General features: G+C 48.6%; 10 protein-coding genes. 7 read left to right on the top strand and 3 right to left on the bottom strand.

The genetic code is table 11. The features are described from left to right. The first annotated feature begins 9 nt into the window (after positions 1-9). Together M4J38_RS10465 and M4J38_RS10470 are read left to right on the top strand one after the other, a co-directional pair. On the top strand, positions 10-885 hold the full coding sequence (locus M4J38_RS10465; RefSeq protein ID WP_251759509.1) for a carbon-nitrogen hydrolase: 876 nt from the start codon (positions 10-12) through the stop codon (positions 883-885). A gap of 52 nt (positions 886-937) precedes the next feature. Beyond that, positions 938-1,975: an agmatine/peptidylarginine deiminase gene (locus M4J38_RS10470; RefSeq protein ID WP_251759510.1), complete on the top strand. Its 1,038-nt coding sequence runs from the start codon at positions 938-940 to the stop codon at positions 1,973-1,975. 4 nt (positions 1,976-1,979) lie between these two features. On the opposite strand, the gene M4J38_RS10475 is transcribed toward M4J38_RS10470, so the two are convergent. Next, positions 1,980-3,005, bottom strand: a complete 1,026-nt coding sequence (locus M4J38_RS10475; protein WP_251759511.1) for an isoaspartyl peptidase/L-asparaginase family protein — start codon at positions 3,003-3,005, stop codon at positions 1,980-1,982. Positions 3,006-3,091: 86 nt separating this feature from the next. Here M4J38_RS10475 and M4J38_RS10480 point away from each other — a divergent pair, with 86 nt between their 5' ends. Then, on the top strand, positions 3,092-7,924 hold the full coding sequence (locus M4J38_RS10480) for a translocation/assembly module TamB domain-containing protein (protein ID WP_251759512.1): 4,833 nt from the start codon (positions 3,092-3,094) through the stop codon (positions 7,922-7,924). 183 nt (positions 7,925-8,107) lie between these two features. Here the strand turns inward: M4J38_RS10480 and M4J38_RS10485 are convergent, their stop codons facing one another. Next, a complete protein-coding gene (locus M4J38_RS10485; protein ID WP_251759513.1) occupies positions 8,108-9,343 on the bottom strand; it encodes a bifunctional 3,4-dihydroxy-2-butanone-4-phosphate synthase/GTP cyclohydrolase II in 1,236 nt (411 codons plus the stop codon). A gap of 198 nt (positions 9,344-9,541) precedes the next feature. Here M4J38_RS10485 and M4J38_RS10490 point away from each other — a divergent pair, with 198 nt between their 5' ends. Continuing rightward, entirely contained in the window at positions 9,542-12,769 is a 3,228-nt protein-coding gene (locus tag M4J38_RS10490) for a carboxypeptidase regulatory-like domain-containing protein (RefSeq protein WP_251759514.1), read from the top strand. Positions 12,770-12,857: 88 nt separating this feature from the next. Here M4J38_RS10490 and M4J38_RS10495 read toward each other — a convergent pair whose 3' ends face one another. Further along, positions 12,858-13,655, bottom strand: coding sequence for an esterase family protein (locus tag M4J38_RS10495; protein ID WP_251759515.1), 798 nt, complete (start codon positions 13,653-13,655; stop codon positions 12,858-12,860). Positions 13,656-13,787: 132 nt separating this feature from the next. Here M4J38_RS10495 and M4J38_RS10500 point away from each other — a divergent pair, with 132 nt between their 5' ends. Genes M4J38_RS10500 through M4J38_RS10510 form a run of 3 tightly spaced genes read left to right on the top strand, consistent with a single transcriptional unit; the run spans position 13,788 to position 16,624 of the window. Then, the gene (locus M4J38_RS10500) at positions 13,788-14,495 is read left to right on the top strand and encodes an esterase family protein (RefSeq protein WP_251759516.1); all 708 of its coding nucleotides are present in this window, start codon (positions 13,788-13,790) and stop codon (positions 14,493-14,495) included. A 41-nt stretch (positions 14,496-14,536) separates the two neighbouring features. Continuing rightward, positions 14,537-15,490 carry a RimK family alpha-L-glutamate ligase gene (locus M4J38_RS10505; RefSeq protein ID WP_251759517.1) on the top strand — a complete coding sequence of 318 codons (954 nt, stop codon included), beginning with the start codon at positions 14,537-14,539 and terminating at the stop codon, positions 15,488-15,490. Positions 15,491-15,508: 18 nt separating this feature from the next. Next, the gene (locus tag M4J38_RS10510; protein ID WP_251759518.1) at positions 15,509-16,624 is read left to right on the top strand and encodes a carboxylate-amine ligase; all 1,116 of its coding nucleotides are present in this window, start codon (positions 15,509-15,511) and stop codon (positions 16,622-16,624) included. Positions 16,625-16,751: the final 127 nt, after the last annotated feature.

The raw sequence follows: 16,751 nt of genomic DNA on the forward strand, positions 1-16,751 counted from the left end.
ACAGGTAATATGAGTAAAGTTAAAGTAGGTCTGGTGCAGATGAGTTGTGTAGCAGACAAGCAGGCCAATCTTGAAAAAGCCATGCAGAAAGTACGTGAAGCCGCTCAACAGGGTGCGCAGATCGTTTGCCTGCAGGAACTTTTCACCTCGCTGTATTTCTGCGACGTGGAAGATTACGACAACTTCAAACTGGCGGAACCCATTCCCGGACCGTCCACTGATGCGTTGCAAAAACTCGCGGGAGAACTGGGTGTGGTCATCATCGCCTCGCTCTTTGAGAAACGTGCGCAGGGACTTTACCATAATACCACCGCCGTGCTGGATGCCGATGGCAGCTACCTGGGTAAATACAGGAAGATGCACATCCCGGATGATCCTGCTTATTACGAGAAGTTCTACTTTACACCCGGCGACCTGGGTTATAAAGTATTCAATACCAAATTCGCCAAGATTGGCGTGCTGATCTGCTGGGACCAATGGTACCCGGAAGCCTCCCGCATTACGGCACTCATGGGTGCCGAGATCCTCTTCTACCCCACCGCCATTGGCTGGGCCACTTCGCAGGATGAAGCCACCAATGTGGAGCAGTACAATGCCTGGCAAACCATTCAACGCAGTCACGCCGTGGCCAACGGTGTACACGTGGTGAGTGTGAACAGAACCGGTCTGGAGCAGGATGGGGCGATGAAATTCTGGGGCGGCTCCTTCGTGGCCAATCCATTCGGCAGCGTATTGTACCAGGCTTCCCATGAAGCAGAGGAAATAAAAGTGATGGAACTGGACCTGGAAAAAACCGACCGGTACCGCACCCACTGGCCCTTCCTCCGCGACCGCCGCATCGACTCCTACCAGCCCATCACCAAAAGGCTGATAGATGAAGATTAACCTGACCGGACCACACTGAACCCTATTTTAAAGAACAATAAGCGCACGGAAGATGACCCCGAAAGAACTTGGCTACTATTTCCCCGCCGAATTCGCCCCGCACACCGCCACCTGGCTCAGCTGGCCCCACAAAGAAGCCTCCTGGCCCGGAAAGATAGACGCGATCTACCCTTACTACGCGCAGTTTATCGCCAAACTGGCCGAAAGTGAACTGGTGCGCATCAACGTGAGCGATGCGAAAATGGAAGCCTTCGCCCTGTCGTATATCGAAAAAGCAGGTGCCGATCTTTCAAAGGTTTCGTTTTACCATTTCCCCACCAACGATGCCTGGTGCAGGGACCACGGCCCCGCCTTCCTGATCAATCCCCATGCGGAACATAAAAAAGCGATCGTGGATTGGGGATACAATGCCTGGGGTGGAAAATATCCGCCATTCGACCTTGACGATGTAATCCCCACGAAAATAGCTGAGCATTTCAACCTGCCCGTTTTCCATCCCGATATAGTGATGGAAGGTGGTTCAGTGGAATTCAACGGGGCAGGAACAATCCTCACCTCCACGGCCTGTTTGCTGAATCCTAACAGGAACCCGCACCTGAACCAGGAACAGGTGGAAACTTACCTCCGCGATTATTATGGCGCAGAACAAATTCTCTGGGTGGACGAAGGAATCGTGGGCGATGATACCGATGGCCATATTGACGATACCATCCGTTTTGTGAATGAAGATACCGTGCTTACCGTAGTGGAAACAGATCAAAACGATGAGAACTACGCGTTGCTGCAGCACAACCTGAGTCAACTCAAAAAAATGCGTCTGCTGAACGGCAAGCAACTGAACATCATTGAATTACCGATGCCCGAAGCGGTGGTGTACGATGACCAGCGTCTACCTGCTTCCTATGCCAATTTTTATATCGCGAACAAGTCGGTGATCGTTCCCACCTACAGCAGCAAGATGGACGATAAAGCATTGCAGCTCATCCAGGAAGCATTTCCTTCACGAGAAGTGGTGGGCATTGATTCCACCGAGATCATCTGGGGATTGGGAAGTTTTCATTGTCTGAGCCAGCAGGAACCGGAGGTGTAATGAGCTACTTGTAAATCTCCGTCACCACCTTCCCATCCTTCACATATCCTCTGTACATCCCGGCGGTATTAAAAGGCATGGCAATATTACCATTCTTATCCACGGCGATCAGCCCGCCATCGCCGCCGAGTTGGGGCAGTTTGTGATGGATCATTTCATTGGCGGCATTGGAAAGTGGCATCTTTCCATACTCCATCATATCACTGATTGATTTAGCCATCACCAGGCGGATAAAGTATTCGCCCCAGCCGGTGCAACTGATGGCGCAGGTGGTATTGTTGGCGTAAGTGCCGGCTCCGATGATGGGTGCATCGCCTACCCTGCCGTATTTTTTGTTGGTCATGCCCCCTGTGGAAGTTGCCGCGGCCAGGTTACCGTGAAGGTCCAGGGCAACGGCACCTACCGTTCCATATTTATGGTCGCGGTTGCCGGGTTGAAGTACAGCTGCCTCCTGCTTTTCGTTGTGATCGAGTGTAGTTTTGAGTGAATCTTCCTTTTTCAATCGCTGTAATCCTTTCCAGCGGGATTCAGTATAGAAATAAGACGGAGCCACAATTTCCAGTTTCTTTTCCGCGGCAAATGTTTCCGCCCCTTTTCCCGTGAGCATTACATGGGGGCTTTGTTCCATTACCGCGCGTGCCGCTGTGATCGGGTTCTTAATGGTGGTAACGCCAGCCACTGAACCTGCCGATAATGTTTTCCCATCCATGATGGCGGCATCCAGTTCGTTGCGGCCATCGTTGGTGAATACCGCTCCTTTACCCGCATTGAAAAGGGGATTATCTTCCATCACCCGCACCGCGGCTTCCACGGCATCCAATGCGTTGCCGCCGTTTTTCAGAATGGTTTCACCCGCGGCCAAAGCTGCTTTCAATGCGGCATGGTACGCGGCTTCCGCCTCCGGCGTCATTGAACTTTTCAGGATGGTGCCGGCGCCACCATGGATCACCAACACATAACGGGGAGAAGAGGCTGTTTGGGCAAAAGCGATAGTAGGGAAAGCGAATAGTAGCAATAGCAGTATTCTCATTGGTGCAGGTTTTCTACCGCAAGCTACCCAAAAACCCCATTCAAAGTTTCTGTTAAATTAAAAGGGATGAAATACTTCCTATCTCTTTGGTATTGAATTTGCCACGTAGGTTTGTTTACCTATTTTTACACATCAATCGAGGTAATTTCCTGAAGCGCTTTTTTACTTTCCTGCTGCGGACCTTCCTGGTTCTGATTCTCCTGCTGATCCTGGCCTGGGGACTTGTACAAACCACTCCTGTCCAGAACTGGCTCGTCGGCAAAGTGACGCACCGCCTTTCCAAAGACCTGAAGACGAATGTTTCCATCAAAAAAGTGGATTTCGCCCTTTTCAACAGGATGTTACTGGAAGGTACACTGATTGAGGACCTGAACCGGGATACCCTCCTATATGCCGGAACACTTAAAGTAAACATCACCGACTGGTTTTTCGTAAGAAGCAATATAGAACTGAAATACATCGGACTGGATGACGCGAGCATTTACCTCCACCGGAAAGACAGTACCTGGAACTACCAGTTCATCGCCAACTATTTCGGCTCCGCGCCTTCCACAAAAACAAAAAAGAAAAAGAACATACAACTGGATATCCGCGAGATAGACCTCACCAATACCACCATCATCCAAAGGGATGAATGGCGCGGGGAAGACCTCACCGCAAGGCTCGCTTCCATGGAAATGAATGCCAGGGAAATCAGCTTCGCGAAGCGCATCATCGACATCAACTCGCTCATTCTCCGCAACCCATTCTTCAGCGTTTACCAATACGACGGGCTCCGTCCCGACAGCCTCAGGCCGAAAAGAAACGATGCTGTGGCTATGAACAGCGATGAACTCCAATGGAACCCCGATAACTGGTTGATTAAAGTCGCCAACCTCGGATTGCGGGAAGGGCAATTCAAACACGACCTCCGCACAGAACGCGGCGTGTACGCCTCTTTCGATCCCAACCACATCCATTTCACCACCATCAGCGGACGGTTCAGGAATTTCAAATGGGAGCAGGATACCATTTCAGGAAAGGCGGCCCTTCATTTTGAAGAAAGATCGGGGTTTACAGTAGATACATTAAGAGCTGATATTAAGTTCTTTCCCAAAGGCATGTTCTTCAGCAACCTGGACATCAGGACCCCGAAAAGCAGGCTAAAGAACTACTTCGCCATGGAGTACGAAAACTTCAACGACGATATGATCGACTTCGAAAGAAGGGTTCGTTTAACCGGTAATTTTGAAGATGCCGTGATCGATAGCGACGATATCGCCTTCTTCGCCCCGGAATTAAAGTCGTGGAAGAAGAAACTTAAAGTATCGGGAAATGTTTCGGGCAGAATAGAAAACCTTAAAGGACGCAACCTTCTCGTTGAAGCAGGCAAAAACACTTCACTTAACGGGGACCTCACCATTTCAGGATTGCCTTACATCGAAAGAACCTATATTGATTTCAAAGCAAGGGATTTCCGTACCACTTCGGAAGACGCCATGCTGATCGTTCCACAACTGCGCACCATCACACAACCGAATATACAATCCATAGAATGGCTGCAGTTCCAGGGTAACTTCACCGGGTTTATAAGGGATTTCGTAACCTATGGTACCATTCGCACCAACCTGGGTTCCATCACTTCCGACGTAAACATGAAATTGCCGGAGAACAGTATGGCACGGTATTCCGGCAACCTCAGCGCGAATAGTTTCCATATCGGAAAGTTCCTTAATGTGCCGCAGCTTGGAACAATCAGTTTCTCTTCCAAACTGAAAGGAACAGATTTTGAACTTAAAAACATCAACGCCGACCTCGATGCGAAAATCCAATCGCTCGAAGCTAATGGGTACACTTATACGGATATCGCCGCGAAAGGAACGCTCAGCAGGAAAAAGTTCAACGGATGGATACAATCGCTGGACAGTAACCTCGTGTTCCACCTCAACGGACTGGTGGATTTCAGCAACAAGATACCCCGGTTCGATTTTGATGCGCTCGTACAAAAAGCCGACCTCAAAAAACTCGGATTCTCCCGAAAACCTTTCGATTTTACTGGTTCGTTCGCCCTCAATTTTGAAGGAGACGATATCGACAACTTCCTCGGAGAAGCACGCATCTACAATGCGTCCGCCTATGTTTCCGGTAAAAGGATATCTTTCGACTCCCTCAACCTCAGTTCAAGAATCATTGACGACTACAAAACGCTTGTACTCAAAAGCAATGAACTGGATGCCGCCATCGTGGGCAAATACTCCGTGCGCGATATGCCCGCGGCCGTGTCTCAATTCCTGAGCATCTATTACCCCAGCTATGTGAAAACGCCCAAACGCCTGAGCACCGACGAAGATTTTAGCTTCGTGGTGAAAACAAAAAGCGTGGATGAATACATCTCCTTACTTGACCTCGGCATTTCAGGGTTCGACAACAGCGCTTTCAGCGGAAGAATCAATTCGGCACAAAACATCTTCACCCTCGATGCCGATATTCCTTCCTTCAACATCGGAGATGTCGGTTTTTCAGGATTGGTATTGAAAGGAAACGGCGACCTCAACGCATTGAACCTGCACACCGTAATAGGCAATACCGTGGTGAACGATAGTTTGTATTTCCCCGAAACCAGCATCACCATCGCTTCCAGGAACGATACGTCCAATATCGCGATAAAAGCCACGGCCAACCAGACTTTCAATACCGCGAACATCAGCGCCAAAGTGATCACGTTATCCGATGGCGTACAAATCGTATTCAACGCGTCCAACTTTGACATCAACGGGAAAACATGGGCGATCGACCGGAACGGGGAACTGATCCTCCGGAAAAACCAGCTCAACTCCAGTAACCTGCGCATCTACCAGGACCTGCAGGAGATCACGGTATCCACTGAACCTTCCGATATCGGTTATACCAACGACCTTCGCGTTGATCTGGCCAACATCAATATCGGCGACTTCGCCCCTTTCTTTATCACCAGCAACAGGCTGGAAGGCATCCTGCATGGTACGGTACGCGTAGCGGATCCCTTCGGGAAACTTTCCGCCGAAACGGACCTCAACATAGAACAATTCAGACTGGATAACGACTCCATCGGAAACATCCGCGGAAACGCCAACTACATGCTGCAATCAGGCAAGGTCAACTTCCTCGCGGAAGCGGATAATAAAGATTATACATTCGACATATCCGGTTCCGTAAATACAAAAGATACCACGCAGCAGGAGATCGATATACTGGCGGATGTACGCAACACCCGGGTAAACCTGCTGCAGCAATACCTGACCGGCATCTTCAGTAAAATCGAAGGCAAGGCAACGGGCAAACTCAGGATCAGGGGATCAGGCGATAACCTGGTGTATACCGGTCCCGTTACCTTAACCAACGCCATGCTGAAAGTGGACTATACCCAGGTAGAATACCGGCTGCCCACCACCACGATCCAGTTCACCGAAGAAGGGATTGATTTTGGAAAATTTGTGGTGTACGACCGCTTCGGCGATTCAGCCCGTGGCTCCGGAAGTCTGGCCCATAACAATTTCAGCGATATGCGGTTCAACCTGAACCTCAGCGCGAACCGTCTCGAACTGCTGAACACCTTCGCCGCCAACAACCCACAGTTTTACGGTCAGGCGCGCGGCAGGGCTACCATGAGCATCACCGGACCCGAATCGGATATCCGCATGACGCTCCGTGCAGAACCCACCGACTCCTCGCATATTTTCATTCCTTCTTCCAGCACCCGCGAAGGCGGCAGCGCCGATTTCATCGTTTGGAAAGTGTATGGGCGTGAGATGAACGCCAACGATGCGATGAAGAAAGAATCCAACTTTACCCTGGACATGGACGTGACCGCGAACAACCTGCTTTCCATCGATATGATCCTTGACGATCTTACCGGCGACGTGATCAAAGCCACGGGCAAAGGTATCGTGAACTTCCACATCGGCACGAGAGATCGATTTACCATGAACGGTCGCTACGAGATTGACCGGGGCGAATACAATTTCAGTTTCCAGACATTGGTACGGAAACCATTTACCCTTCGTCCGGGCGCGGGCAATTATATCCAGTGGAACGGGGATCCATATGAAGCGGATATTAAGATTGATGCGGAATACACCGCGCAGAACGTGCGCTTCAGCGACCTGATCTCCTCGCAGAACTCGGCGCTTCTCGGCGACCCCAATATCCGGAAATACCGGGGTGACGTGTATGTGATCGCTGAACTGAGGGGAAGTCTGAACCGCCCGGATATCCGCTTCAACTTCGACTTCCCCACCAACATGCCCTTCCGCAACGACCTGGCTTTCACCCAGGCCCTCGAACTGATTAAACAGGATAACCAGGAACTGAACAAACAGGTGACCTACCTCGTGGTGTTCAACAGTTTCGCGCCCTTCTCTTCCAACAACGTGGACGTGGGCGCCTCCTTCGTGGAAGGTGTGGTGGTAAATACCATTTCGGGTATTTTCTCCAATACGCTCAGCAAGGAATTCAATTCCGTATTGCAAAAAATCTTCAAGGATGAAACATTGAAGGTGAACATATCTACCAGTTTTTACAACGGTAGTAACATCATATTGGAGAACTCCTCGTCTTCCGGTCGCTCGGGCCTGGTGATAGACCGGAGTAATTTCAACCTCTCCGTGGGTAAAAGTATTCTGAACGACAGGCTCACATTCACTTTCGGGAGTGAACTGGATTTCGGGCTGAGTACCATGCAGCAGGCACAGTTGAATTTTCAGTTCCTCCCGGATCTGAACGCGGAATGGAAGATTACGCCGGACGGCAGGGTGCGGGCTACATTCTTTACAAGGAACAGTTATGATTTTTATGTGGGCAGGCAGCGGAATCGTTCCGGGGCGAGTATTTCGGTGAGAAAGGAGTTTGAGACGCTGGGGGATTTGTTGCGGAAGCGGAAGGATAGCAGTGGGGTGAAGTAAGTTTTATTGCTGAAGTTTTTTTTATTTCTCGCGATTGCATCGTACCTCGCAATGCAGCGACGCAACGCCTTGATTTTGTGTGTAGATGACATTGAATTCACGGACTGATTTAATAAGATTTGATAATGAAAATGCCCCGGTTTTGTACGGGGCATTTTCTATACTATTATATATTCTTTTGAATTAACTATTCCCTGATACGACGGGGTTTTGGGGCATACCATTCAGAATTTCATGGCCCATTTTGTCCCGTTTTGTGGTAAGGTATTTTTCGTTGTGGGGGTTGGGGCAGGATTCGATGGGTACTGTTTCTACGATTTCGAGGCCGTAACCAATGAGGCCCGTGCGTTTTTTTGGATTGTTGCTCATCAGTTTGATGCGACTGATGCCGAGGTGGCGGAGGATTTGTGCGCCAACGCCATAATCGCGTTGATCGGTCTGGAAGCCGAGGTGGAGGTTCGCTTCCACGGTATCCATGCCCTGCTCCTGGAGTTTGTATGCTTTCAGTTTGTTCAGCAAGCCAATGCCGCGGCCTTCCTGATTCATGTACAGGATAGCGCCTTTGCCTTCGGATTCCACCATTTGCATGGCTTTGTGTAATTGTTCACCGCAATCGCAGCGGAGGGAACTGAGGATATCGCCGGTGAAGCAGGAAGAGTGTACGCGCACGAGGACGGGCTCATCTTTTGCCCAGGAGCCTTTGATAAGCGCCATATGTTCGTTGCTGGTATGGCGTTCCTGGAAAGCGACCAGTTGAAAATTACCATACTGCGTGGGCATCTCCACGCGCACGATCTCTTCGATGAGCGAGTCGGATTTCAGGCGGTATTCGATCAGGTCCTTGATGGAGATGATTTTGAGGTCGAATTGTTTGGCGAGCACTTCCAGTTCGGGAAGGCGGGCCATAGAGCCATCATCGTTCATGATTTCCACGAGTACGCCCGCGGGTTCGAATCCGGCGAGCCTTGCCAGGTCGATGGTGGCTTCGGTATGGCCGGTTCTGCGGAGTACACCGCCGGTTTTGGCGCGGAGCGGGAATATATGTCCGGGGCGGCCGAGGTCGCCGGGTTTTGTATCGGGATCGATGAGGGAGAGAATGGTTTTGGAGCGGTCGTGGGCGGATATGCCCGTTGTACAGCCGTGACCGAGCAGGTCAACGGAAACGGTGAATGCCGTTTCGTGGAGGGAAGTATTGCTGTTCACCATCATTTCCAGTCCCAGTTCAGTGCAGCGTTCCTCTGTGATTGGGGCGCAAATCAGTCCGCGACCGTATTTACTCATGAAATTGATCACTTCGGGGGTGGCGTGGCGGGCGGCGATCACGAAATCCCCTTCATTTTCACGGTCTTCATCATCTACCACGATCACCATTTTTCCGTTCCTGATATCGGCTATGGCACTTTCTATACTGTCTAACATCTTTTATCGGGATTAAAGTGCAAATGTAACGATTAAAGACGGGCAAAAGTTGAGCGGCTTCTTTAGGGCAGGGTTTACCATGAATTTCCTGTTAACATGCAGCATCTGGGTATTTTTCATGTCCTAATAATTTGTTAACAAATCCTAAAAAAGCCTTTAACATATTTCTTCATCTTTGCACAGTAAAACACATACATTATGCTTATTAAGAGAATTTTGTACCTACTTGCCCTGTTGGTACTACCGGCGGCTATGTTCGCGCAGGTGACCACCAGTAGTATGAGTGGTTCCGTAAAAGCCAAAAATGGAGAGGCGCTTGTTGGCGCAACGGTAAAAGCCACCCACGTTCCTACAGGCTCAGTCTACACGACAACCACGAGGACAGGCGGACGCTATGACCTGGCGAATATCAACCCAGGTGGTCCTTACATTATTGAAATTTCTTACGTTGGCTATGAAAAACTTGTTAAAAGTGATATTCAGTTATCACTAGGTGAAACTTCCAAGCAGGATGCAACGCTCTCTAATGAAGGCTCCCAGTTAAGTGAAGTTATTGTTTCTAGTAGCAGGAGAAACCCGCAGGGGGCCAAGGGGGGGGCAGAAACAAACATAGGCAAAGACAAAATGGCCAACCTCCCAACAGTAGGAAGAAATATCGCTGACTATTTAAGGTATGTCCCTCAAACCAAAATCACCAATGATGGCGGCATTTCAATTGCTGGCCAGAATAACCGGTTCAACAGTTTTTACATTGACGGTGCGGTTAACAATGATGTATTCGGACTTGCTGCATCTGGAACCAATGGAGGCCAGGCCGGTATTGCACCGATTTCAATTGACGCCATTGACCAGTTTCAGGTGGTACTTTCACCCTACGACGCTTCGCTTGGCAACTTTACCGGGGGCGGCATCAACGCGATCACCAGAAGCGGTACAAATAAATACGAAGGTTCCGTATACTATTTTTTTAGGAATCAGAACCTATCCGGCAAAACACCTGGGATTGACAAGAGCCAGGCTGTAAAGCTTTCCAATTTCAGTAATAAAACTTATGGCTTCCGTGTTGGTGGCCCCATTATTGAAAACAAGCTCTTTTTCTTCCTCAACGGAGAAGTACAACGCGATGAAAGACCGCAACCTTTCAATTTTGACAACTATGAAGGTTCATTAACTCAGTCAGATCTGACCAACCTTACCAATGTCCTGAAAAACACTTATGGTTATGATCCGGGAGGCTACCTGGATAACCCGGAAAAAGTAACGGCAGACAGGATAGTGGCTAAAGTTGACTGGAATATAAATGCCATACACAGGCTCAGCGCGTCCTATAGGATGAATAAAGGCGAGCGGCTCAATACCAGCAGAAGCACCAATCAGAACATTAATTTCTACAATAATGGCTACGCCTTTCCAACGCTTTCAAATTCCGGAACATTGGAGTTGAACTCCCGTCTGAAAGCGGGCAAAAGCAACCGACTCCTTCTCACCTTTACCAATGTTGAAGATGACAGAGGAGCAATGGGCAATCCATTTCCACGCGTCCGCATAAGAGACGGCTCATCTAATCTGTACTTTGGAACCGAAGAATTTTCTACCGGTAATTTGTTGAAGCAAAACAACTACGCGCTCTTCGATGTGTTCAAATTATATGCAGGAAGCCACAGTATATCTATAGGAACAGACAATGAATTCAGCAAGTCTTATAATGTTTTCATTCGTCAAAACTATGGCTCATACGATTTCCCAAATCTTTCAGCATTTCTTAACGGAGGTTCTGCAACCACCTATAACCGTTCTTACTCGCTAGTAGACGACGTAACTGGAGACAATTCTGAAAACGCAGCGGCCAAGTTCAACACTGCACGTCTTGCATTTTTTGTGAACGATGAAATTAAAGTTTCAGACAACTTCACTTTGAATCTTGGTGTACGGGCAGACAAGGCTTATTTTCTCACCACAGCGAAAACTGACAAGTTCTTCAATGATACCGCCCTTGGTGCCATTTCACAATATTATGATCTTAAGGGAGCGCGCTCTGGACAAATCAACAACCCTAAACTGTCGATCAATCCAAGAATTGGATTCGTTTACAAGATTAATGAGGAAGATATCACGATTAGAGGAGGTCTCGGGATGTTTACAGGAAGAGTTCCTTTGGTTTGGCCGGGAGCAATTTACAATAATAACGGAGTAGTTATCGGCGGAATAAATGCTAGTAACGTAGCTTTCCGTCCTGACCCTTTTGATCAATATGTAGCTTCCGACTTTGGACAAACCCTCAATATCCCTTCCGGAGAGGTGAATATTATTTCTGAGGACTTTAGAATGAATAAAGTATTCAGAACATCATTGGCAGTTGACAAAAATCTTGGTAAGGGCTGGAAGTTTACCATAGAGGGAATTTTCACCAAAAACATCAATGAAATTGACTACAAAAGTGTAAACATACTTGCGCCAACTGGAACAAGCGTGGGTGCAGACCAAAGAAATGTTTATCCATTAAGTGGAAGTTTCACGGCCAGAATCCCTATGCGCTCTAATGGCTCCAATCCTTATACTGGTGTATATCTCCTTTCAAACAATGATGGCAAAAAGGGTTATGCATATAATTTCACAGCATCCATAGACAAGTCATTTAAAAACGGATTCGCCCTTAATGCTAACTATTCCTATGGAAGTTCAACCGTGCTGAATGAAGGTACCAGCTCCCAGAACAGTTCGCAATGGAGATATATGGAAACTGTCAATGGCAGAAACTTTATAACATTAAGCAGAAGCGATTTCGACCAGGGCCATAGAATCAACGCTTTCGTTTCCAAGAAATTCAGCTATGCAATGAATAGGCTTGCCACAACAATTTCCCTGGTATATAATGGGCAAAGCGGTTCTCCTTACAGTTATGTAATGTCCAGAGGCATGGTGAGAGACCTGGACAACGCTGAAGATAATGACCTGATTTATGTTCCCAGAAATGCTTCAGAGATCACGTTCCTTCAAAACGGAACCCTTACGCCTCAACAGCAATGGGAACTTTTTAATGCCTTTATCGATGGCGACAAATACCTTAGCAAGCGAAGGGGGCAATACGCAGAAAGAAACGGAGCAAGACTCCCCTTTACCCATGTAGTGGACCTGAAACTACAACAGGATTTTAATATTAAACTTGCCGGAAGAACTTACCAACTGCAAGTAACTTACGATGTATTTAACTTCACCAACATGATTAATCGTAAGTGGGGAACCGTGTACTTTGCGAACAATGACAATTATCAACTCCTCCAGTTTGACAGCTATGCAAGCGCTTCGAACCTCACACCAAGATTTAAATTTACGCCTCCTACCAATAACAGACCTTATACAATTAGCGATGGCGTTTTCAATTCATCCAGGTGGACAAGTCAACTTGGATTCAGAATAACATTCTAAATTCTTTTTTACAAAATAAAACGGGCGAATCGCAATTGTGATTCGCCCGTTTTATTTTGTAAAAAATTTTCAAGCTCCGAATCCTATTTCACCACTCCAAAAATACCGGCCACGCCGCTCCCCAGGTTTCCGCATCATGCTTCCCTCCTTCAATTTCCAAATACCTCACCTGTTCATCCCCATATCCTTTCTCCTTCAAAATTTTTATCAGGTCAAGCGTATCATCAATGGAATCGATCACGCCGTTGTTGTTGCGGTCCGCCGCTTCATCTTCCGTTCCGCATTCGAAAAAGAAACGCATCCAGGGGAAATAAGGAAGGGACTTCACATAGTTATGGATGATGCGGTTATTTTCATCTGCATAATGTTCATGGTCCAGCGCTAGGTTCCGCCACCAGAGTGAGCCGGAGAAAACAGCGGCACAGGAGAATTCATGGGGGTGGTTCAACACGATATCCAAAGCGCTTAATCCACCAAGGGAGAACCCAGCGAATATTTTTTCACGGAAAGCCGGAATGCGGTATTGCATGCGTATCCAGGGCAACAATTCCTCCATTACAAAACGCGCGTACAGTCTGGCTTTAGCGCCACGGCCCAGGTAATCCTTTTCGTTTATAGTACCGTACTCCATTAACCTTTCTTTGCCCGCGTGAATACCCACACAAAAAACAGGCACATTGGCTTCTTCGGAATGGTAAGTTGAAAGTGTGGACGGGAACCCTGCATCGTGTAACAGTTGTCCATCGTTTACGAGAATAAGGCGGTATTCTTCCCTTATATCTCCAGGTGCGGGATACCAGCATTCCACCTTTACCTCGCGGTTCAGGTGCAATGAACTAAGCAGTGTGGTATGGTGGTACATTTCTTTCGCAGCAATAACAGACATCCTTCCGGTTTATTCTTCGAAACATACATACGGCCGGTAATTGCCGTGCATGATCCTTTCATTAATGTAAACGCCAAATGTAGGAATTCTGCCGTAAAAAAGATATATTTGGTAGCACCTCAAATACACTGCATGCAAGAGGAATTTCACCGCTGGTACTCCCCAAATCTGGAACGCGAAATGGAAATGCTGGTCTTTGGAACGGCAGGAATTCCCGTATTGCTCTTTCCCACTTCCATGGGAAAATATTACGAAGCAAAAGACAGGCACCTGATACAGGCGGCATCCTGGTTCCTGGAGCAGGGCAAGATGAAAATTTACTGCCCGGACAGTTTCGACAGTTTCGCCTGGTACAACAAACAGGCGCATCCCGGCGAAAGGGCCTGGAACCAGCACCGTTATGATACCATGCTGAAAGACGAGATCGTTCCGAGAATGCAGCAGGAAACGGGACACCAACGCATCATTGCCGCAGGATGCAGTTTCGGGGGATACCATGCTCTCAACTTCGGATTCAGGCACCCATATATTGTGAGCTACATCTTCTCCATGAGCGGCGTATTCAACATCAAAGGAAGACTGGATGGCTATTTCGACGACCATGTCTATTTTAATAATCCGGTTGACTTCGTGCCCGATGCCAACCACCCTGATATCTGGAGGCTCGGCATCGTGCTGGGCACGGGAGAAAATGATATATGTCGTCCCTACAATGAGGAAATGAGCAATATATTACTGAAGAAAAGAGTGAACCACTGGCTGGATATACGTCCCGAAGCGGTCCACGACTGGCCCTTATGGCTGAACATGTTTCCCCATTATCTATCATTGGTGAAATAACCATTCTTATAAAGCACAACTCTTACACCAACAACATTTGTATGAAGAAAATAGGTATCCTTTTCGGTAAAGAAAGAAGTTTTCCCGAAGCGTTCATCGAACGCATCAACAGCAGGGGCATTGCGGGCATTATAGCCGAACCCGTGGTAATCGATAAAGTGATGCAGGGAGAACCCTCCGGCTACGCCGTGATAATCGACCGGATATCGCAGGATGTCCCGTTCTACCGCGCTTACCTGAAGAACGCGGCGCTGTGTGGTACGGCGGTGATCAACAACCCGTTCTGGTGGAGCGCCGACGAAAAATTCTTCAACAACTGCCTGGCCACAAAAATCGAGGTTCCCGTTCCAAAAACAGTGATCCTACCTTCCCGGGAGTTACCTACGGATACATCAGAAGCATCTTTCTCCAACCTTTCTTATCCCATGGACTGGCCGTCCATCTTTTCCTATGTTGGGTTTCCTGCTTATATGAAACCTTTTGCCGGCGGGGGCTGGAAAAGTGTGTACCGGCTCACGGGACCGGAAGACTTTTTTGAAAAACATGGCGAGACGGGTCAGCTCGTGATGTTGTTACAAGAGGAAATCGTTTTCGAAGAGTACTACCGCTGCTATTGTATTGGCGGCAAATATGTGCGTATCATGCCCTATGAACCCCGCAATCCCTTTCACCTGCGGTATGTCGCGGATTTTTCGCCTTCGGCTGAACGGCTCCGGGAAATGGAGGAGATCGTGTTGCGCATCAACCAGTACCTGGGCTACGATTTTAATACCGTGGAACTTGCCGTTCGCAACGGCGTTCCTTATGCGATAGATTTTTGTAATCCCGCTCCGGATGCCGATATTCACAGCGTGGGAGCGGAGAATTTTGAATGGGTGGTGGAAACCGTCGCCACTTTTGCCATTGAAAAAGCGCTGGCGCAGGTGGATGGAAAGGATAACCTGACCTGGGGCGAATACATCCGCAGAAGTTCACACCAGCAAACGCTGCGCTAACAAGCAATCAAACGAAGCATGGCCAACATCAACTACAAGCATTTCACGCTGGGCGTGGAAGAAGAATACATGGTACTCGACCCCGAAACCCGGGAGCTCAGGAGCCATGAACAAAAGATTGTGCAGGAAGGACAGAAAGTGATCAAAGATAAAGTGAAGGCCGAAATGCACCAGGCCGTGGTGGAAGTAGGCACCGATATCTGCCAGGACATCGATGAGGCTTTCAAAGACGTGGCACTGCTACGCAAAACACTCTCGGGCATCGCAGGTGATCTGGGTTACGCCATAGGCGCCTCAGGCACCCACCCTTTCTCGCACTGGGAGCGCCAACTTATTACCGACCACGCCCGTTACCACGAGATCGTGAACGAAATGCAGGAAGCCGCCCGCAGCAACCTCATTTTCGGCCTCCACGTGCATGTGGGCATGCAAACCCGGGAAATGGCCATCCACATCGCCAACAGCGCCCGGTATTTCCTGCCGCACGTTTACGCACTCAGCACCAACTCCCCTTTCTGGGAAGGAAGGCTCACCGGTTTCAAATCTTTCCGCACCAAGGTATTCGACAAATTCCCCCGCACCGGCATCCCGGATTATTTCGAAAGCATCGAAGAATACGACAACTACATCAAGCTGTTGGTAAAAACCAATTGCATTGACAACGCCAAGAAGATCTGGTGGGACCTCCGTGTACACCCCTTCTTTGATACCGTTGAGTTCCGTATCTGCGATGTGCCCATGACCATCTCTGAAACCATCGCCATCACGGCGCTGTTCCAGTGCATCTGCGCGAAGCTTTACAAACTCCGGATGGAAAACCTCAACTTCATCATCTACAAACGCGCCTTTATCAACGAGAACAAATGGCGCGCCAGCAGGTACGGCATCGATGGCCGGCTCATCGATTTCGGCAAGGAAGAAGAAGTTAACACCCGCGCCCTCATCTACGAACTCCTGGATTTCGTGGATGATGTCGCAGATCACCTCGGTTGCAGACACGCCATCTCATACATACATACCATGCTCGACCGCGGCACCGGTGCCGACAGGCAACTGAAGGTATATGAAGAGAGTGGTGGCAACCTGATCCAGGTGGTAGACTATATCAGGGATCAGTTCCTCGAGGATGTGTAGCAGGCAAAGTTAGGCACGTAAAATCAATCTTTCAACATTCATCCACCCGTATTATCACGTTATCCCGTACCGTTTTTTAACGGAACCCTATCTTTCGCCCGGCCATCAATTGATAAATTTCAGCTAT

Origin of the sequence: Parasegetibacter sp. NRK P23 (assembly GCF_023721715.1) — a bacterium.
Classification (GTDB): domain Bacteria; phylum Bacteroidota; class Bacteroidia; order Chitinophagales; family Chitinophagaceae; genus Parasegetibacter.